This is a genomic window from Rhodococcus sp. ENV425 (assembly GCF_002887785.1).
GTDB classification, from domain to species: domain Bacteria; phylum Actinomycetota; class Actinomycetes; order Mycobacteriales; family Mycobacteriaceae; genus Rhodococcus; species Rhodococcus aetherivorans.
In genome coordinates, this window is the sequence record NZ_PCZU01000035.1 from 19,024 (window position 1) to 38,026 (window position 19,003).

The 19,003-nt window shown below is 65.8% G+C and carries 15 protein-coding genes and 2 pseudogenes; 8 read left to right on the top strand and 9 right to left on the bottom strand.

All coding sequences use genetic code 11. From position 1 onward, the window contains the following. Positions 1-24: 24 nt before the first annotated feature. Complete coding sequence (locus CQZ88_RS02200) at positions 25-990, bottom strand: DUF4268 domain-containing protein (protein ID WP_102799182.1); 966 nt, start codon at positions 988-990, stop codon at positions 25-27. Positions 991-1,551: 561 nt separating this feature from the next. On the opposite strand from CQZ88_RS02200, the gene CQZ88_RS02205 reads away from it, so the two are divergent. Then, complete coding sequence (locus tag CQZ88_RS02205; RefSeq protein ID WP_146034237.1) at positions 1,552-2,211, top strand: hypothetical protein; 660 nt, start codon at positions 1,552-1,554, stop codon at positions 2,209-2,211. Positions 2,212-2,471: 260 nt separating this feature from the next. Here the strand turns inward: CQZ88_RS02205 and CQZ88_RS02210 are convergent, their stop codons facing one another. Continuing rightward, on the bottom strand, positions 2,472-2,993 hold the full coding sequence (locus CQZ88_RS02210) for a DUF2441 domain-containing protein (protein WP_102799184.1): 522 nt from the start codon (positions 2,991-2,993) through the stop codon (positions 2,472-2,474). 238 nt (positions 2,994-3,231) lie between these two features. Next, a complete protein-coding gene (locus CQZ88_RS02215; protein ID WP_102799185.1) occupies positions 3,232-5,022 on the bottom strand; it encodes a DUF262 domain-containing protein in 1,791 nt (596 codons plus the stop codon). A gap of 654 nt (positions 5,023-5,676) precedes the next feature. Here CQZ88_RS02215 and CQZ88_RS02220 point away from each other — a divergent pair. The 6 genes from CQZ88_RS02220 (at position 5,677) to CQZ88_RS02245 (ending at position 10,275) form a co-directional block, all read left to right on the top strand. After that, the gene (locus CQZ88_RS02220) at positions 5,677-7,305 is read left to right on the top strand and encodes an AAA family ATPase (protein WP_102799186.1); all 1,629 of its coding nucleotides are present in this window, start codon (positions 5,677-5,679) and stop codon (positions 7,303-7,305) included. 27 nt (positions 7,306-7,332) lie between these two features. Then, positions 7,333-7,758, top strand: coding sequence for a hypothetical protein (locus CQZ88_RS02225; RefSeq protein ID WP_102799187.1), 426 nt, complete (start codon positions 7,333-7,335; stop codon positions 7,756-7,758). Further along, positions 7,755-7,973, top strand: a complete 219-nt coding sequence (locus tag CQZ88_RS02230; protein WP_102799188.1) for a DUF2997 domain-containing protein — start codon at positions 7,755-7,757, stop codon at positions 7,971-7,973. The genes CQZ88_RS02225 and CQZ88_RS02230 overlap by 4 nt, the downstream gene beginning before the upstream one ends. Next, positions 7,970-8,806 carry a helix-hairpin-helix domain-containing protein gene (locus CQZ88_RS02235; RefSeq protein WP_102799189.1) on the top strand — a complete coding sequence of 279 codons (837 nt, stop codon included), beginning with the start codon at positions 7,970-7,972 and terminating at the stop codon, positions 8,804-8,806. The genes CQZ88_RS02230 and CQZ88_RS02235 overlap by 4 nt, the downstream gene beginning before the upstream one ends. Beyond that, positions 8,806-9,414, top strand: a complete 609-nt coding sequence (locus CQZ88_RS02240; RefSeq protein ID WP_102799190.1) for a 4Fe-4S single cluster domain-containing protein — start codon at positions 8,806-8,808, stop codon at positions 9,412-9,414. Before CQZ88_RS02235 ends, CQZ88_RS02240 begins: the two co-directional genes overlap by 1 nt. A 336-nt stretch (positions 9,415-9,750) precedes the next feature. Next, positions 9,751-10,275, top strand: coding sequence for a hypothetical protein (locus tag CQZ88_RS02245; RefSeq protein ID WP_102799191.1), 525 nt, complete (start codon positions 9,751-9,753; stop codon positions 10,273-10,275). Positions 10,276-10,666: 391 nt separating this feature from the next. Here the strand turns inward: CQZ88_RS02245 and CQZ88_RS02250 are convergent. Together CQZ88_RS02250 and CQZ88_RS02255 are read right to left on the bottom strand one after the other, a co-directional pair. Next, positions 10,667-11,802, bottom strand: a pseudogene (locus CQZ88_RS02250) (BTAD domain-containing putative transcriptional regulator). A gap of 372 nt (positions 11,803-12,174) precedes the next feature. Next, positions 12,175-12,543 (bottom strand): hypothetical protein, encoded by a 369-nt coding sequence (locus CQZ88_RS02255; protein ID WP_102799192.1) that lies wholly within the window; start codon positions 12,541-12,543, stop codon positions 12,175-12,177. A gap of 257 nt (positions 12,544-12,800) precedes the next feature. On the opposite strand from CQZ88_RS02255, the gene CQZ88_RS02260 reads away from it, so the two are divergent. After that, complete coding sequence (locus tag CQZ88_RS02260; protein WP_102799193.1) at positions 12,801-14,549, top strand: serine/threonine-protein kinase; 1,749 nt, start codon at positions 12,801-12,803, stop codon at positions 14,547-14,549. A 381-nt stretch (positions 14,550-14,930) separates the two neighbouring features. Here CQZ88_RS02260 and CQZ88_RS02265 read toward each other — a convergent pair whose 3' ends face one another. The 4 genes and pseudogenes from CQZ88_RS02265 to CQZ88_RS02280 form a co-directional block, all read right to left on the bottom strand. Then, on the bottom strand, positions 14,931-15,689 hold the full coding sequence (locus tag CQZ88_RS02265; RefSeq protein ID WP_102799203.1) for a 3-hydroxyacyl-CoA dehydrogenase: 759 nt from the start codon (positions 15,687-15,689) through the stop codon (positions 14,931-14,933). A 39-nt stretch (positions 15,690-15,728) separates the two neighbouring features. Then, positions 15,729-16,882 (bottom strand): annotated as a pseudogene (locus CQZ88_RS02270) (acetyl-CoA C-acetyltransferase). A gap of 29 nt (positions 16,883-16,911) precedes the next feature. Further along, positions 16,912-17,391, bottom strand: coding sequence for a MaoC/PaaZ C-terminal domain-containing protein (locus CQZ88_RS02275; RefSeq protein ID WP_006937361.1), 480 nt, complete (start codon positions 17,389-17,391; stop codon positions 16,912-16,914). Next, positions 17,388-18,908, bottom strand: coding sequence for a class I adenylate-forming enzyme family protein (locus tag CQZ88_RS02280; RefSeq protein ID WP_006937363.1), 1,521 nt, complete (start codon positions 18,906-18,908; stop codon positions 17,388-17,390). The genes CQZ88_RS02275 and CQZ88_RS02280 overlap by 4 nt, the downstream gene beginning before the upstream one ends. Positions 18,909-19,003 lie beyond the last annotated feature (95 nt).

Sequence of the window (19,003 nt, forward strand, 5' to 3'; positions counted from 1 at the left end):
ACCGAGACGATCACCACGCCCCGCTCAGCGCAGCACGATGTCGAGCAGGGCGGTGACGCCACCGACCTCGGCGAGCGCTCCCCGGAGTCGAAGTTGCTGCTCGATAAGCCAGTCGATCATGTCAGGCCACCGGTCCACGTCGTCGATGTCGCCGAACGGCGAGGTCACCACGATGCGAGCGCCCTTCCGCCCCTCCATACGGTCCCGCACCGCCGCTCGACCGAGCACAGCCTCGAAATCACCACGACGGTCGTGAAGCGTATCGAAGCGCGCCTGGTTCAGGTCGGCATCACGGGAGTCGAAGTAGAACTGCGCCACCAACGAGCCGTTCACCCACGCCATCGACAGCACCATGCCACCGAGACCGACTGAGGTATTGCACCACGATGCGTCGGTGGTCCGCGCCCGAGTCCAATCGGGGTGGCGGAGCCGGATCTGCTCCAGTGCGGCCTCCCAGAACTGTCGGTAACGACGGCTCGTCATCGACGTCCCCGAAGCCGATGCCTTCTTGACCCGCTTTTCCCAGTCGTTCGGTTGCGCCACCAACTCGAAGTTCGGTGCCGGCTGGGATTGACCGATCCTCACGACCTGGATCACGACACCGAATACGCGCGTGTGCTCATCGGTGCGCTGATTGAGCCAATCAATGGCCGCACGATGTTCGGATCGGAACCCGGTGGTCACCCACACGATCGTGGTGGGGTCGGTCCCCGCCGCGTAGGTGATGATCTGGCCCAGGTGGGTGTGATCCGACGGCGCCAGCTGGTTTTCGACGATCACGATCTCGCCGGTGGCCTCGTCGTACCCCTTCAGATCCAGGCTGAAATCACCGACCGGATGCTCCGCGACCTCGAGTACCAGATCCATCCCCAGCAGATCACTCAGCACGTCGACGTTCTGCAGCAGCCAGGGGGTGAAGTCGAGTGCCTCGTGCGGCCAGATCTCACGAGGCGGGACGATCTGCAGGCGCCCCAGGCTGGAAGAGCTCATACACCCTAGGTTGGCAGATCGGCTGCCGGCGCCCAGCGGGGTCTGCTCATCACATCTGAAGTGTTGCAGCAGAACCACGGGGTGGTTCGGTGATGCATCCGATGCACTATGCCGTGAAGTGGTTTACATAAGAGAGGCATATCGGCGATGGACACTCCACTACGAACATAGGGGTGAGTACCTCACGGGTTTCCTATCGCTCGCTGTCGCGCCGACTTGCGGGAAGAGGAGCACCCCACAGGATGTCGTCCTCCAATTCCAGCCGTGCTGTCGCCTGCTGGCACGACGGAGGTCGCCGCCTTGGGGGAGTGTCTTCGGTGTATGCCGTCGCGGTGGGTGATCCCACCCTGTTGGACCGCAGCGCGGTGGTGATCACCAGAAGACCGGTATGAACGAGTTAGACGAGGCGGCTGTATGCATTACCGGTGTGGTGGTGACGGAAACACCGGTCCGGCTCGTGCCGATACACCCCATACAGGGACGGGACAAGATGATGACCACATCGACGTCGGACTTCACCTGATCGTCGCGACCCGACGACGCCTCCACCAGGGTAGCCGCATGATCGACGGTGTGGATCGGAAGTCCGATTCCTCAGAACAACGTGCGCCTAGCTGGATCGAACCCATGAAAACCATGTCTACCTTTGTTGTATTCGGACTCGCCGCCGCACTCGCGTCCGCCTGCGGGAACTCCTCCCCGGACCGGACCGTGTTCCCCCCGCCTGACGCCTCGGCCACGTTCGGCTCAGACACCCCGGCGACGACCACGGCCCCGCGGGACTACACCGTTGCCGTCGGCCAGCCCCTGACCCTCACCACCACCGACGGTGCCGTGCTGGATTTCACGATCGACAATTTGACCAGGATGGCCGGCGCAGACTGCACCGGCGCTGCGTACGACGGACCCCCGGACGCCCCGTTTCTGCGAGTCGACCTGACCGTCCGTACCCGCGACGTCGTGCCCGATGACTACTCCTCCCTCTTCGACCCGTTCCTGTGGACGGTACGAGGTGACGACGGAGAGGTGATCGAGGAAGCCGGCATGGACCAGAACGCCTCTTACTGTCTGTCGACCGAGGAGGACGGTGACGACATGGACCGGTTCGAGACGAACTCGATCTACCATGCGAGCATCGTGCTGCCCCAGGAGGGACCGACCGGGACGGTCATTTTGGAACCTGGCTTCGCGTCGGACGATCGCTACGAGCTCAGGTATTGAATGAAGGTCGGTACCGGAGCGGGTGGTGTGCCGCCGGAAGGAGTGCGCCAGATCCTGGCTGATCCAGGGCCGGATCGCGAGATTCCGGAAAGTGGGGTCGCAGCGCGGCGCTGCTGGTAGTGATCAGGCTGCATGCCGGAGGCTCGCCGGGTGTGGCCACGCACCCGACCGCTGCTGCCGATGCCAGCACCCGCCGCAAAGATAGTCGGCGGGCAGGCTGGCCCGGACGGGGAGCCGGGTGAAGACTTCTCTGCCGCGGCCTACTCGTCGGCAAGCCCGAGAACACGCACAGGCGGGGTGAGTAGGGTCTCCCAAAACTCTGAATGACCGCTCGGGCTCTGCTGCGCCCAGTAGAGATGTGCCAGATAGGAGGTCACGAGAGCGGTGCTCGCATTTCGCAGAAGATCCATATTCGCGCGGAAACTGCTCTGTGCCTCCACAATCCAAATCTTATGATCCGCTTGACCGAAAGCATTCCGGAAGGCTTGGGCAGCGCGAAGGGTCTCGACCGCAAAGACCGATTGGAAGCGGGATGGCGTGGTCGGAAAGTGTGCACGACGCACGTTCTCCCAGACAAGTTCGATCGTGTAGCTGGAAATCTGGAAATGAGTATCGTTTTTGACAAAGTTGTTGTCACCATGGGCCGTGACACCCTTTGGAAACAGCATGTCCAGATGTTCTTGCAACTCCGGCGGGTCGACGTCGTCGAAGCGGATCAGCTCCATTGTCTGCCCCTGTTGCAGGCTTCCCTTACGGTCAACGGTGTAGAAGCCGGCATTCATCTACCTCTCCTGGGTGGCCCTTCGAGGCCCATCTCATCAGGGCTCCCATAAGCCCAGTGACGGCGCGGGTTGAGATAGGACATTGTCGTCCTTGCCATTCCGAGCGCCTCCGCCCCTTTCGTCCCGGCCGTACTCTCGTCGCGCTCGTGCATCCGTCCGTACGTCCAAGACAGGCCGTAGCGTCACTCTGGTCGCGATCGACCTCGAAAGGACCGAACGAGCACTGCCCCGGAGCTGGTCACAAGTTCTGGTAGTACATCTTGATATATGCGGACATCAGACTGCGGCGGCGGTCGAGGAAAGTCGGATAGTCGGCCGCCGTCACGCTGGGCAGCTCCGGCGGTACCGCATTTTCCGCCAGATTCCGCTGGAGATCCTCGGCCGAGGCGATCTCACCCAGGGTGAGGACGCCGGAGTCGATCTGGGCATGCACTTTGGCCATGTACTGCTCGGGTGAACGGTTGCTGATCGCGATGTTGATAGGTGTTTCGGTCAGTACGTAGTTGGCGACCTGGTTGTAGTCACCCCGGTCCGGGAACCCGTTCTTCGCCAGGTAGTCCTTCGGCACGATGTGGTGGATGTCGCCGGACTGCTCTTGCATCGCCCGCACAGTGATGCTCTTGGAGAGAAACCCACGGGCACCGGCCGAGACCTGGGCCGCAAGGAAGGTCTGGAAGTAGGGGCTGCGGATGCTCGAGGTCTGCAAGTTGGCTGGGAGCTGAACCTCCCAGAACGCATCCGAGAGTTCGGCTTCTTCGATCTGCTTGAGATACGCGGCGGCCCCGATGGCGTTGATTCGCCGAATGTCCTGCTCCCAGCGGCTTTCGAAGCTGCCCGAGTGCCGGCTCGTCAGCATCGACATCACGAACCAGCGGCGGACGATGCACTTGCGTTCCCCCTCTGCCAGCTCCTTGTCCTGGCGCAGACGCAGGTACAAGGCGTACGTGAAGTTCAGGGCGTTCATCGAGCCGATCATCGAGTGCTCGATGAAGCCGGCGGACTTGATCGTCATGGTGAAGTTCTCGAACTCGTACTTGCTCACGATCTGACGAAGAGCACGCTCGAGTCGATCGTAGGCCACCGGGATCCGTGACTCGTCGACCTTCCGAGTGTCCGGGTCGCGGCCGGACAACTCGCTGACCAGGGCCGCGGCTCGGCCCCGACTGAAGCCCACCAGATTCGCGATCCGGATCAGGTCGCCGTACTTGGGGTCGTAGAGATCCTCGGCGTCGTTGCGCAGCCACGCGATCGCGCGCATGAACTCGGTCGAGGCGAACTCCTCGTCGTTCTCGACGATGTCGGCGTACACGTGCGGCGCGACGGCCAGGTGGCAGAAGTAGTCGATCAGCTTGCGGATGTTGCGGCCACGGTCGCCGTATGTCGCGATCTTGCTCATCACGAAGTCCGCACTCTCCAGCGGCACACCCTTGGAATTGATGCGGATGAAGATCTCGGAGACGGTTTCCACGTCCAGGTCGTCGGCGAGGGCGATGATCCCGATGGGGGCGTTCTTGATGCCCTCCAGTCGAGAGATGTTCGCCTCCACGAGCGCGGGATCCAACCCGGGATTGCGCGTGAAGTAGTCGCGCATGAAGGTGAAACCCGAGGTGGCGTTGAACAGTTCGGACACATCATGGATCCACTGCGGGTTCTTACGGATCACCGGGGTGGCGGTCTGGAACTGCTCGGTGACGGGATCGAACGCAATAACGATCCGGTTCTTCTTGTACTTGTCGTTCACCACCGGCAGCCCGGCGATCGCCGCCCGCAGCGCCGTGATGCGCTGCTGACCGCCGATGAGGATCTGCTGGTGGGCTGCGACCTGGCCGTCCTTGAGGGCCGCGCCGACCGATTGCCAGGTGATCAGGTAACCCACCGGGTAGCCCTTGTACAACGAGTCCAGCAGATCGCGCACCTTGGTGCTGTTCCAGACGAAGGGACGTTGAAGTTCGGGGATGGCGACCTGCCCGTTCCTCACCAAGCTCAGCAGACTGTCCACCGATTGCTGCTGGACGCTGTATTTGGACATCGCAGTCCCCCTGTCGTTGGTGCACCGTCACGACACGCGCTGGCCCTCACCAAAGCGCAGACGCGGTTTCGCAGGGTGTGTCGTTTACGCTCGCCCGGTTCAGGCCCCGGCTGTTGAACACCCCTATCACTCCCCATATCGATCGTAGTGGTGCGCGATGTTTCACAAGGCACCAAACGAGGTGCGGGTCGAACTACAGACGAGTCCACAGCAGCGGACGGATCGATGTGAAGCCGTCGAAATCGGCGCGTCAGTGACCAGAAGACATCCAGCCAGCACGTCGTGGCTTGCCCGGGCTCAGGGCCCAGAAAATTCGGTTCGGCAGGATGTGACCCGGGATTCGCGGGTGCGGCCATGACCGCCCGACCTCACCCCTACGGGATTCGTCGGGCAGTGGGCATGTCGCTTCTCCCCGCTCTTTCAGCGTGCTCCTGTGGCCCGGCCGAGGAGATGTCGGAGACAGCCCGGTAATACCTGCCAATGGGGAGAATTCGGACGGTCCTCCGAGAGGATTCACCAGCCGCGCGGTGACGCTGAAACAGTCTGTCGAGCCCCGGCGATTCAAGTATTTGCAGACATAGTCGGCAGTGGTGCGGGGTATTGCTCAGATTCCAGCTGCTATGAACTGCGGCAGTGTGAGAGGGGCACATCCGTATGGGCGGTACAGCCGAGTTCCGGGATACGCTTGTCCAGCTGGTCCGTGCCCGGCACCCGGTGCTTCTGGTCGAAACCCACGAAGAAGAGCGGGTCTTGTCCACGGTGCGGTCGTTGGCGATGGATCTGACCGCGCTGCCGCGTCCTCGCAATGTGCTCGTGTACACCCTGTCGAACGGCCTGCACGTCTGCGGGGGCGAAGGCAAGCCGATGCAGCCGGCAGCCGCACTGACCGCGGCGAGGAAAACGGATCAACCGACGATCTTCGTCTTCTGTGACCTGCACCATTTCCTGGGATCGCAGTCGCGGGGGCCGGACCCGGAGCTTATTCGCGCTTTGATCGACACGGCCAATGCGTTCAAGTCGGGCGCCGTCCCGCACACCCTGGTGCTCGTGGCGCCGGGCCTCACGCTTCCGTTGGATCTGGAAAAGATCATCACGATGGTCGATCTTCCGCTGCCGGATATCGACGAGGTGGCCGACGTCCTCGACTCGATCGTCACCGCCAACGCCGCGAACATCTCCATCCGACTCACCGACGAGGAACGGCACCGCTTGCTGCAGGCCGCGCTCGGGTTGACCCGATGGGAAGCCGAGAACGCATTCGCGCGCGCCATCTCCTCGGACCGCGTCCTCGACGCAGACGACATCGCTCTTGTGCTGGACGAGAAACGGCAGACGATCCGTAAGTCCGGGCTGCTCGAGTTCATCCCGCCGTCCGGAAGCCTGGACGACATCGGTGGGCTCGAGGTCCTCAAACAGTGGCTTCGCAAACGCAACGGATCCTGGCTCGCCGACGCGGCGGAGTGGTCGATTCCCGCCCCGAAAGGCATCTTGATCACCGGTGTGCCCGGATGCGGTAAGAGCCTGACAGCGAAGTGCATGTCCACCCTGTGGGGCCTTCCCCTTCTTCGGCTCGACATCGGACGGGTGTTCTCCGGACTGGTCGGGTCGAGTGAGCAGAACATGCGCGGCGCGCTACGCCTTGCCGAAGCGGTGTCTCCGTCGATCCTGTGGATCGACGAGATCGAAAAGGGCTTCGGGTCCTCGGCGTCGGGCGGTGATTCCGGGACGGGTCAACGCGTCTTCGGCACCTTCTTGACCTGGATGCAGGAGAAAAGCAAACCGGTGTTCGTCGTCGCTACGGCCAACCGCATCGAGAGCCTGCCGGCGGAGTTCCTGCGCAAAGGCCGGTTCGACGAGATCTTCTTCGTGGACCTGCCCACCGAAACGGAGCGGATTCCGATCTGGAGACTGCACATCGGAAAGCGGATCAAACAGCACGGCGCAGGCCCGGTGGTCCAGCCCACCGACCACGTGGCGGCGCTGCTGGCGGCGGCCAGCGAAGGCTTCTCCGGGGCGGAGATCGAGCAGGCGGTCATCTCCGCGAGCTTCGATGCTTTCGCCGACCGACGCAACGTGGCCCTCGACGATCTCCAACGTGCCATCGCCAACACCGTGCCGCTGTCGACGACCCAGGCCGAGAAGATCGCCGAAATCCGTGAATGGGCGGCGACCCGGGCAGTGGCCGCCACCGCGCCCGACGATCGAGCCGCATACGCCAGTACCGCACCGCAAGACTCCGCCGATGTCGAAACCTGGCGCGGCGGACGCACCTTCGAATTTTGACGCAAACGTTATAGGTGAGGAGTTCCGATGAGCGTGGAAGTACTGTTGATTCCGCTCGGCATCGCCGTGGCTGCCGCGTGGCGGGAAAGCCGCAGCACCGACCTGTGCGAGAAGTGCAAGTCCACCCGCATCACCGATCAGACCCTGCTGGCCGAGGCCCTACATGTGATGGGAGGACATCACATCGTGCAGGTGGAGGGCAGAGTCACCGCCACCACCTCGTTCGGGCAAGTGACCTTTCAGCGGATCGGTGAGATCTTCCTGGGCCGGGTCGATCGCGACGAACGGGCCACCGACCGGATGCTCACCGCCCTCGAGCAGGCGGTCGGTCGGGTGGTCCAGGCCCGGAGCGTGGCGCTGGTCCGTCAACACGCGCAGCAGTTGGGGCTGCAGTTGGTGACCGAGCAGGCAGACGACGGCACCATCCAGCTCGTGTTCGAGGAGCAGCGATGACGCGGCGGATCGTCGTCACCGTCGCCAGCGACGGCACCATCACCGCCCAGTCGACCGGCCAACCCGGTCCTGCCTGCCTCGACGACGTCGGGCTCATCGAACGGCTGTGCCCACACGCACGCACCGTCGATTCCCGATTGACCGACGAGTACTACACCACAGCCACGACGGACGTCACCGATACGGCGTTCGTGCGAGAGGAAGACCAGCCATGACCACTCCCGAAGAGCGCCTGTGCTCGCGCTCCTGGCGTCTTCGCCACAGCGCCTGGACCCTGTGGACCCTTCTGTCCTTCGGGCTGTTCACCTTCTGCGGATTCCTCATCATCGGTCTCAAAGCCCGCAACCGCATGTGGCTGCTGTCGGCTGCCGGATGGTTCGTCTACACCGTGGGCATGTTCATCGCCATGTCGACCATCGACAGCGGCACCAAGGAGAACCCGAGCAACTCGGTGGCGTACAACATCTCAGCGGCGGTGTTCTTCCTGGCATGGATCGGGGGCATCGTCCATGTCTTCATAACCAACCGTGCCTACCTGCGGTGGAAGGCGCACGACGCCGACACGCCCTGGTATGCAGGCACGTCGGGCCCCGCGCAGCCGACCGGTCCGCCGTCCTCGCCCGGGTCCGGCTCCTTGCCTCCCGCGGTGGACTCGGCGATGCGCGGATACACAGCACCCCCCACTCCTCCTGCCCCGCCGTGGCCTGGCCCGCAGCCGACGACCACTGCATCCGATCCCCGGCATACGACCTCGGCGCAAGCGTTCTCCCACCCCCGCCACGACGCCGCATCCGCACACGGTGCCGTCGACGTCAACCGTGCCGGCGTGGAGGAGCTGCAACGCACGCTCGGCCTCGATGCGGCAACCGCCCACGCTGTCGTCACCACTCGCGCACGACTCGGTCGGTACGTGACCCCGGACCAGCTCATGACCGAGGCGGGAATACCGCCGCACATCTATCTGTCCCTCAAGAACCGGATCGACACGCCCTCGGCGCCCACGCCTCCCTCCACCCCGCACTCGCCCGGCCGACGGCTCGAGTTCTGATGCTGCGCGTCGGCCGGATCCTGCACGGCACCACCGCGGAAGGCCCCGGCCGGCGTACCGCCGTGTGGGTGCAAGGATGCAGCATCCGGTGTCCCGACTGCATCAATCCCCACCTGTTCACCACCCGGGGCGGGTATGACGCGTCCTGCGCGGAGATCGTCACCGGCGCCGCCGCCGCACACTGCGAGGGCATCACCCTCCTGGGCGGGGAACCGTTCGACCAACCTTCCGGATGCGCCGACCTGGCGGAAGCCGCGCAGGGTGCCGGCCTGGGCGTCATCGTCTTCACCGGGTACGTCCACGAAGACCTGGCCAGGCGTGGCGAGCAGGAACGCCGCCTGCTCGCCCACATCGACTGCCTGGTGGACGGCCCCTACCAGGCCGCAAATCCCGAAACGCGGCGGGCACTCGTCGGGTCGACCAACCAACGCTTCCTCCACTTGACCGACCGCTACCGCGACTACGACCCCGCACTGGCGAAAAACACCGTCGACGTGCGCATCAACCCCGACGGAACCATCGAAGTGGCGGGCTTTCTTGAGCACTCTCAATTGGATGCGCTATCGACACCCCTCGGGAAAAGACCCCGCCAACACCGACGGCTCTGATCCGTCCTCTCCGTGGTCGTCGAGTGTGTCTCGGTGGACGCCTCCTTCTTGTTCTTGCCGATGAGAGCGACGATCCCCACAACGACGGCCGCAGCAGTGACAGCGGCGGCACCGCCGAACCAGGTCTGCCGGTGGTTCCTCGGCGCCGGCGCTTCCTCCCATGGAGTGACCGTCGGGGGCCGGGTTTGCGCTCGGCAATGTCTGCTGTGGGGTCAATGTGTGGCGGAGGTCCATTGACGGCCGTCGGTAAGCGCACGGTAAGAGACCGACAAGGAGATCGTCGGATTCTTTTCTCACCCACCCCGCCACCGCTTCACCCGTGAGAGAAGGACCAAGATGTCTCGTCACCGCCTCACCACCACCGTTCGCACCACCGCCGTCACCGCTGCTGTGGTCGGCATGTCTGCCTGGGGCGCCGCCGGTGCCGCCGGCGCCGCCCCCACCGCCGCCGCTACCGAGGATGCGGTGGCGATGGTTGCCGCCAACATCGTCTCCTTCGACCAGATCGCCGGGCAGCCGCAGTGGAAGACCAGGGCCGAGCAGCGGATCCGGCAGGGCGTGTGGACCTTCTACGATTCGGGCCAATTCACCTACAGCTCGGTAAATTACAATCCGCTCGAAGGCAGCTATACGCTGGCCGGGTCCACCGTGACCTTCTCCGGTGAGAACACCTCCAGCTCGGGTGTCGGCGCCACCCACACCTGGATGACCGGGACCATCGACTTCTCCGTCGACCCACCGGTGATGAGCTTCGAGCAGGGCGCAGGAAGCGCGATGGGCGCCCATGTCGGGGGAGGGGACTGGGGCTCGAACAGCACCACGGCGTACACGGGCACGATCACACTGGCCGCCGCCTCCTAGACCCCTGCCCGAGCGCCGGCCCAGAGGATCTCCGACGGGCCGGCGCTTTCGGCGCGATCGCCGCGGCTCGGCTTCTCGTTCGACGCGACGGTGCACAGGCCCGGCCAGGTCAGGGCTGGGCACCTGCTCCTGCCTGCCGCACCTGTTGTGCCCTTCGTCGATCGACATCAGCACCCACCGGAGGACACCCGCCGGATGCTGCGTAGTGGAACGACCGGCCGGACGCCGCCCCACAACGGGGCAGCTGCCCCTCCGGCGCGACGCTGGCCATAGGAGAGCAGTCACTGCCGCGACCTCCGCTGCTGCTGCCGGTGTCGCGCAGGCTGACGATGCTGCTGTTCGGCGGAATCACCACCGGTGGTGTCGGTATCTCGGGTGTGCTGCGGTGGTGTCAGGGCTGTCCTTGGGTGTTCGTCGTTTCGAAGGTCAGTTCGGTGGTGCCGATGCGGATGACATCGCCGGGGGTGAGGGCGGTGGGGTCGGTGAGGCGGCGCCCGTTCAGGTAGAGGCCGTTGGACGAGTGCAGATCCCGCAGCACGAACACCGGGCCGGCGACGGTGATGCTGGCGTGGTGACGGCTGGCCTTGCTGTCGGTCAGTACGAGGTCGTTGTCCGGGAGGCGGCCGATCCGCATCCCGGTCGGTCCGAGCGGGTGCACCGTGCCGTCGTCGGTGCGCAGCCGGGCGGTGGGGGTGCGGGGGCGTTCGTCGAGGACGGTCCGCGCCCTCGCTGCGGTCGCCACTGCGGTGTGCCGGAGCGGGAGTTGGTCCTGGCGCAGGATGCGCTGCTCCAATTCCTGCAGCGGCGGGCTCGGGTCGAGACCGAGTTCGTCGGCGAGGGTGGTCTTCAGCCGCCGGCAGGCGTCGAGGGCGTCGGATTGGCGGCCGCACAGGTACAACGCGGTGATCAACTGCGCCCACAACGGTTCCCGGAGGGGATGGTCGGCGGTCAACGACAGCAACTCGGGGATGATCGCCTGGGCGCGGCCGCGGGCGTTGTCGGCTTCGGCCCGGGCGGTGAGCACGGTCAGCTTCTCCTCGTCGACGGCGGTGGCGAAGGTGGCGGCGAAGCGCAGGTCGCGCAGGTCGTCCAGGGCCGGCCGGACCATTGCGCCAGGGCGCGGGTGAAGTGGCAGCTGGCCTCGTCGAAGCGCTGGCGGGGCGCGGCCTGGAAGCCGGCGGTCTTCTCGGTGTGGAAGCGACCGAGGTCGCAGGCGCAGTCGTCGAGGGTGAGTCGGTAGCCGGAGCCGGCGCGGTCGAGCACCGCCGGGGCGTCGACGCCGGCCTCGCGCAACACGCGGCGCAGTTTCGAGATGATCACCTGCAGGTTGGCCCGCACCTCGGCGGGCGGCTCGTCTTCCCAGACCGCCTCGATCAGCGTGTCGACCGACACGGCCCGGTTGCGGTGGAGGGTGAGCAGGGCGAGCACGGCGCGTTGTTTCGAGCCTCCGGCCGGCAGGGGGGTGCCGTCAACACAGATCCGCAGCGGTCCGAGCAGGTCGATGGTCAGCTGTGGTGTGGACACCATGGCCGTGCCCTCCCGAAACGTCACGGTCACCGATCATGTCGGCGGATATGCATCCAGTCTGCGACGCGCAGCCCCCGGTGCGCACCGGGTTGGCCCGGCTCTCACCGAACACACCGAATCCCGGCTCCTCCGGGCAGGCGAGGAGTCGGTGCCGCTCGAGGGGATGTGGGTGTGTCCGTGTGCGGGAGAGCACGAGCGTGCGGGCCGTGGCGGACGCTGCCCCGGGTGCTCGCTCGTGGTGGGACCGGGTGCGGCCGGTGACAGCCCTCGGCCGAGGCCGGGGGCTGTCACCGACAAACGCCGGGTGAGCGTCGCCGTGAGCGGCGGTGTGTGGGGGACGGTGCTGTGACGACGGCTGAGGGCGGCCGGGGGTCAGTAGTCGTCGCTGTACCCGTCGCCGTAGGGGAGTTGCCGGTAGGGGTTCGAGCCGCTCACGTAGTCGGAGTAGGAGGAGTAGCCGGTGCCGTCGGCGGAGATGATCAGGTCGTCGGCGGGCACGGTCTCCACCGCACTGCCTCCGGAGATCGCGGTGTCCGAAACCGTGTACATGTCCCACCGCGGCTGCGGCTGCGGGACGGTCCGGGCGGACGGCTGTGACGGGGCGGTGATCACCGGGGCGGTGGTGGCGTCGATGTCCGGTCCTGCGGCGTGGGCGAGACCGGCGACACCCAGGGCGCCGAAGCCGATGGCGGCCGCGACGACGGCGGTGCGGGCGGCCTGAGGAAGGTGGGGGATACGCATGGTGGTGGTCCTTTGTCGCTGGTGGAAAGGGGTGGAAGGGGTGATGGGACAAGGATCGGCCGGGGCCCTTACCGGTTTCTTGGCGCAGGCTTACCCGGCGGTGCGGAAGGCGCGGTGGCCCCTCGAACGGGGGTCGCGGCGGTGCCGCCGCGCCCGGGTGGGGCCGGAGAAAACATCGGTCCATGTCGCGGACAGCGGCACCGTCGGGATCGGATAATCAGACCGAGACCGACGCACTCGGGGTGGGGTGATCAGGGGTGGGCGATCACGGCAGGCTGGCACCGGGGGCGGTGTTTGCCGGATACACCATCGAGCAGGTCCTCGGCGTCGGCGGCATGGGAGCGGTGTACCTGGCGGCGCACCCGCGCCTGCCCCGCCGGGTCGCATTGAAACTGCTGCATCGGTCGCTGACCGAAGACGAGTACGTCCGCACCCGGTTCGAGTCCGAGGCCGACCACGCCGCCCGACTCGAACACCCCAATATCGTCAGCGTCTACGACCGCGGCCGCGAAGGCGATCAGCTGTGGATCGCGATGCAGTACGTCGTCGGACGCGACGCCGAACGCGCCCTCAAGACCGACGGTGTCTTCGAGACCCCACGTGCGGTGCGTATCATCGCCGACAGCGCCGCTGCTCTGGACTACGCCCACGACAGCGGGGTGCTGCACCGCGACGTCAAACCGGCCAACATCCTGCTCGAACACGACCGCCCCACCCGTCCCGGCCGAGTGCTGCTCGCCGATTTCGGCATCGCCAAAGTCCTGGCCGAAACCCAGCACCTGACCAAGACCGGGATGCTGGTGGCGAGCCTGCAGTACGCCGCCCCCGAGCAGTTCACCGGCGACATCCTCGACGCCCGCGCCGACGTGTATTCCCTCGGCTGCACCCTCTACCAGCTGCTCACCGGCACGTTGCCCTACCCCGGCACCACCTTGACCGAGCTGATGTACGGGCACCTGACCATGCCCGTGCCCCGACCCAGCCAGGTCCGCTCCGTTCTCCCGCAGGACTTCGACGCGGTGATCGCCCACGCGCTCGCCAAGGACCGCAACAGCCGATACGCCACCTGTGGAGCCCTGGCCGAGGCTGCACACCAAGCCCTCGGCCACACCGGCGAGGGTGAAGTCACCCTGCCCAAGGCGGCCATGACGCAGACGGTCGTGGACGCACTGCCGAACAAGACCTCGAAGGAACCCGACCCCCACACCCGCGACTTTTCAACCCTTTCCGGTTCCTCGGTCGGAACCCGGCCTACGCCCTTCGATACCACCAGTTCGCAGGAGGTACACACCGACGATCGTGACGACCTGCCAGACAGTGAGGCACACAGTCGTCAGCAGCGAGAAACCGAGGGCGCGGAGCGCGCAGGCATGCGCTCTGCAGGAAACCGGCTTCGTCTCGGCCTGACCGCCATGGCCGTCCTCCTCGTCCTCGCCGCCGGAGTCGGCACCCGACTGACACACACCTGGCCATTCGATCCGGCAACCGGCGATCTCTCCACATCCGTGCCACCGTCAGCCGAGAACCCCGCAGCTGGGCAGACATCCATTACCCCTACCGACGTGGAGGACACTGCCAGGGCGGCGCTGAACTCGCCCGCGACGCAAAAACTCTTCACGCTGCTGCCTTCGGGATACGACGAAACCAACTGCGCGCCAGAGGAGTTGCGCGCGGTAGGTCAACTCGCTGCCCTCGACTGCAAGCCGGCTGTCGAAACTCTTCCCGATGTGCACTTCTACCTGTTCCAGGACACCGTGAGCATGGCCGAGAACTTCAATCTCACGCTCGATGCGCGTGACGAACAGCCCTGCCCGGAGAACACCACCGCGGGACCCTGGAGTTACCCCGACACCCCCACACAACCCGAAGGCGTGATGGCATGCGTCAAGGACCCGTTCCACGGCGGACCACAACTCATGTGGACTCACGACCGCACACAGGTTTTCAGCATCGCAGGCAACCTACAGTTGGAGGGTCTATACGACTGGTGGCAGCTGTACCGATAACAACGCTATGACGCACGAGCTACCTGCCCGGCGCGCTGAACGTGCCGGGCAGTGACGCCCGGTCGCACTCCCGTTTATTGTTGCCGGTCCGCAAAGTTGCTGGCCCGAACGACGGGAGGCGTCCAACTTGACGTAATCTCCGTTACCGGCGTGTTGGATTCTTCGGTATCCGCGCTGCGGTGCTTCGTCGAGGGTGCAGTACGCGTCGGCGTCGTCTTGAGACGCCGACGCGTGCGCGAACGGGTGTGGTGGTTGCCCCCCGGAATGCCTACGCCAACTCCACCGCAGAGCTCGCCCTGGTGCAGTGCATGCGTACGGTCGATACCGCCGTTGATCCGGTGCGGGGGCTCGGGTCGACGGTGGTACGGCTGGCGGTGAGTGTCAGCGTGGGGCCATGCGGATGGCACCGTCGAGCCGGATGGTTTCGCCGTTGAGCATCGGATTGGTGATGATGGCTTCGACGAGTTGCGCGTATTCGGCGGGATTGCCGAGGCGGCGCGGGTGTGGGACTTGTGCTCCGAGGGTGGTGCGCACGTGCTCGGGCAGGGTGCCGAGCAAGGGTGTCAGAAACAGTCCGGGGGCGATGGTGTTCACCCGGATCTGCAGGGAGGCCAGGTCCCGGGCGATGGGCAGGGTGGCGCCGACGACGCCGCCTTTGGACGCGGAGTAGGCGGCTTGTCCGATTTGACCTTCGAACGCGGCGACGGAGGCGGTGTTGACGATGACGCCGCGTTCGCCGTGGATCGGCTCGTTCGTCGCCATGGCGTGAGCGGCGAGGCGGATGACGTTGAAGGTACCGATCAGGTTGACGTCGATGATCTTTTTGAAGGCCGTGAGTGGGAAGGGTCCGTCCTTGCCGACCGTTTTGACGGCGTTGCCGATGCCGGCGCAGTTGACGGTGATGCGCAGGTTGTTCTCGGCGTTGGCAAGGTCAACGGCCGCGGTGACGGCGGTCTCGTCGGTGACGTCGGCGGGTGCGAAGTGGACGGCGTCGCCGAGGGCGGTGAGCGCGTCGGTGTGCGCGGTGGGAAGGTCGAGGGCGACGACGCGCGCGCCGGCCTGGGCCAGGGCCGTGGTGGTGGCCAGTCCGAGTCCGGAGGCACCGCCGGTGACGAGCGCGGTGGTTCCTGCAATGTTCATGTCGGTCATGTTCTCTGGGTCGATGCGGTGTCGTTGGGGTCAGGAGATTCGTTCGATGATCGTGACGTTGGCCTGGCCGCCGCCTTCGCACATGGTCTGCAGTCCGTAGCGGCCGCCGGTGCGTTCGAGTTCGTGCAGGAGGGTGGTCATCAGCCGGGTGCCGGTGGCGCCGATCGGATGTCCGAGGGCGATTGCACCGCCGTTGGGGTTCACCCGCGCCGGATCGGCGTCGAGATCACGCATCCAGGCCAGGACCACCGGAGCGAAGGCCTCGTTGACTTCGATGACGTCGAGGTCGTCGATGCGCATCCCGGTCCTTTTCAGGGCCCGCTGTGTGGCGGGAATCGGAGCGGTGAGCATCAGGACCGGATCTGCGCCGAGGACGGTCATGTGGTGGATGCGTGCGCGTGGGGTGAGGCCGTATCGGCGGACGGCATCGGAGGAGGCGATGAGCATTGCCGATGCTGCGTCGGAGATCTGGCTCGCCACAGCGGCGGTGAGCCTGCCCCCGGGAGTGAGGGGGCGCAGCGTCGCCATCTTCTCTACGGTGGTGTCGGGGCGTGGTCCCTCGTCGATCGTCACCCCGGCGAACGGGGTGATTTCGGCATCGAATCGGCCTGCAGCGATGGCATGCAGCGCCCGCCGGTGGCTTTGGAGGGCGAATTCCTCCATGGCGTCGCGGGCGATGTGCCACTGTTCGGCGATCAGCTCGGCGCCGCGGAACTGGGAGATCTCCGCGTCGCCGTATCGGGCGTGCCAGGTTGTCGCGCCGGAGTACAGGTCGGGGACCCGTAGGCCTTGCCGGCGTCGACGGCGGACAGGAGTGGGAACTGGCTCATTTTTTGCACCCCGCCGGCGACGATCAGATCGGCGGTGCCGCTCATCACGGCTTGGGCGGCGAAGTGCACTGCCTGTTGGGACGAGCCGCATTGTCGATCGAGTGTCACCCCGGGCACGGTCTCGGGCAGGCCCGCCGCGAGGGCGGCGGTGCGGGCGATGTCGCCGGCCTGTGCACCGATGTTGTCGAGACAGCCGAAGATGACGTCGTCGATTCCGGCGGGGTCGAGGTCGTGGCGCCGAACGAGGGTGGAGATGACGTGGGCGGCGAGGTCGACCGGGTGGGTGGCGGCGAAACCGCCGCCCCGCTTTCCGACCGGGGTTCGCACGGCGTCGACGATGTACGCCTCGAGCATCGAATTTCTCCTCGCGAAAGAGTGGTGGGTCAGCGGGTGTGCGACCGGGTGTGGATGTAGGCGTCGACGGTCGCCGTCAGCACCGGCCGACCGTGGTGGCCGGTCAGTTCGGCCTCGAGGGTGGTGAGAGCGCGGTTCCGGACCTCGTCGAGGACGACGTTGCGGATGTGCACGGTGCCGGTGAGGGTGTCCCCGGGTCGCACCGGGCGCAGGAACCGGACTTCGCGCAGGGAGCGGCCGGCGATGACGTGCCAGTCGGAGAAGACGGTGTCGACGACGAGTTTCTGGTACACGGACAGGGTGTGCAGGCCACTGGCGATCAGCCCGCCGTAGGCACCGGCTTCGGCGGCGTCCTTGTCGACATGGAAGCGTTGGGGATCCCAGTTGGAGGCGAAGTCGATCAGCTCGTCTTCGGTGATCGTGTGTGCCCCCAGCCGATACGTCCGGCCGACCTCGAGATCTTCCCCGTACACGAGGGCCGATGCGCGAGCAGCGATGTCGGGCTTCACGATGCGCGCACTTGCTCACGCAGGATGTGTTTGAGGATCTTGCCCGACGGATTCCGCGGAATTTCCCGGAGGACGAGGTCGCGGGGGAGCTTGTAGTCGGAGACGTACTCGGCGGCGAACGTGCGGAGGTCGTCGAGCGTCACCGTGCGTCCTTCCGCAGGGGTGACCACGGCAACGATCGTCTCGCCGAACGTCTCGTCGGGGCGACTGACGATCGCGACGTCGCGTACGTCGGGATGGGCGGCGAGCGCGTTTTCCACTTCGACGGAGTACACGTTGCGGCCACCGGTGATGATCATGTCTTTGAGCCGGTCGACGATGGTGATGTAGCCGTCTGCGTCGCGCACCGCCAGGTCGCCGCTGTGCAGCCAGCCGTCCCGGAGGGTTGCGGCGGTGGCTTCGGGGTTGTTCCAGTAGCCCTTCATGAGCGTCTCGCCGCGCACGATCATCTCCCCGGTCTCGCCGATGCCGACGTCGTTGCCGTCCGAGTCGACCAGTCGCACTTCGGCGTTGGTGATTGCCCAGCGGCCGGTCGCATCCGGACGGGCTTTGACCTCCTCGGGGGTGGAGTAGATGCCGGTAGGGCCGCCTTCGGTTTGTCCGCACAGTTGGAAGAAGCCGACGTGCGGCAGTGTCGTGACCAGCTTCGCGGCGGCGCTGGGCGGCATCGGTGCGGCACCGAAGAATCCGAGGCGCCACGCCGACAGGTCGCGGGTGGTGAGATCGGGCAGGGTGAGCATCATCTGGTACATCGTCGGCACCCCGAGGAACACGGTGATGCGATGCTTCTCCAGCGCGTCGGCGACGGCGGCGGGGTCGAAGGCCGGCAGGACGACGTGGGTGGTACCCATCGAGAACCCGGCGAGGACGAACAGGACGAGTTCGGCGCAGTGGTACATCGGTGCGACGTGGAGGTTGCGGTCGAACGAATTCATCCCCAGGGCGCTCATGGAGTGGCCCACCCACAGCATCCGGTGGTGGTCGAACAGCGCACCCTTCGGCACACCGGTGGTGCCGGAGGTGTAGATGATCATGCAGTCGTCGTCCTCGGCCACCTCGACCGTGGGCGGGTCGGCCGGCATGGTCGCCGCCAGCCGATTGATGTCGTCGAAGCCCGATGTTCCGTCGAGCGAGAGGATCCGGGTGCTCGACGGATCGTCCATCTGGGCCAGCCCGCGTACCGCCCCGGCGGTGTCGCCGCCGAACAGCAGCACCGAGGCGCCGGAGTCGGTGAGCAGGTAGTGCAGTTCGCGGGTTGTGACGCGGGGATTGAGGGGCACCGCGATCGCGCCCACCCGGTAGGCGGCATACAGCGCCAGGAGGAACCGATCGGAGTTCGGTGAGAGCACGGCGACGCGATCGCCCTTAGCGATCTGCAACGACAGCAGTGCGTGGGCGTACCGGTCGATGTCGGCGTCGAGTTCCCGGTAGGTGCGTTCTCGGTCGCCGAAGACGAGCGCGATGCGGTCGGGATGCCGTCGGGCGTTGAGTGCGAGCTGCCCGGCAAGTGTTGCCATGGTGTGTTTTCCTCGAAGAAGTGGGCAGGGATTGCGGGGATTACAGGGAGCGGCTGATGAGCACTTTCATGATCTCGTTGGTGCCGCCGTAGATC

Coding starts and splice junctions, on each gene's coding strand:
- CQZ88_RS02200 (WP_102799182.1), bottom strand. CDS start 990: ATGAGCTCTTCCAGCCTGGGGCGCCTGCAGATCGTCCCGCCTCGTGAG.
- CQZ88_RS02205 (WP_146034237.1), top strand. CDS start 1,552: ATGATCGACGGTGTGGATCGGAAGTCCGATTCCTCAGAACAACGTGCG.
- CQZ88_RS02210 (WP_102799184.1), bottom strand. CDS start 2,993: ATGAATGCCGGCTTCTACACCGTTGACCGTAAGGGAAGCCTGCAACAG.
- CQZ88_RS02215 (WP_102799185.1), bottom strand. CDS start 5,022: ATGTCCAAATACAGCGTCCAGCAGCAATCGGTGGACAGTCTGCTGAGC.
- CQZ88_RS02220 (WP_102799186.1), top strand. CDS start 5,677: ATGGGCGGTACAGCCGAGTTCCGGGATACGCTTGTCCAGCTGGTCCGT.
- CQZ88_RS02225 (WP_102799187.1), top strand. CDS start 7,333: ATGAGCGTGGAAGTACTGTTGATTCCGCTCGGCATCGCCGTGGCTGCC.
- CQZ88_RS02230 (WP_102799188.1), top strand. CDS start 7,755: ATGACGCGGCGGATCGTCGTCACCGTCGCCAGCGACGGCACCATCACC.
- CQZ88_RS02235 (WP_102799189.1), top strand. CDS start 7,970: ATGACCACTCCCGAAGAGCGCCTGTGCTCGCGCTCCTGGCGTCTTCGC.
- CQZ88_RS02240 (WP_102799190.1), top strand. CDS start 8,806: ATGCTGCGCGTCGGCCGGATCCTGCACGGCACCACCGCGGAAGGCCCC.
- CQZ88_RS02245 (WP_102799191.1), top strand. CDS start 9,751: ATGTCTCGTCACCGCCTCACCACCACCGTTCGCACCACCGCCGTCACC.
- CQZ88_RS02255 (WP_102799192.1), bottom strand. CDS start 12,543: ATGCGTATCCCCCACCTTCCTCAGGCCGCCCGCACCGCCGTCGTCGCG.
- CQZ88_RS02265 (WP_102799203.1), bottom strand. CDS start 15,689: ATGAACATTGCAGGAACCACCGCGCTCGTCACCGGCGGTGCCTCCGGA.
- CQZ88_RS02280 (WP_006937363.1), bottom strand. CDS start 18,908: ATGGCAACACTTGCCGGGCAGCTCGCACTCAACGCCCGACGGCATCCC.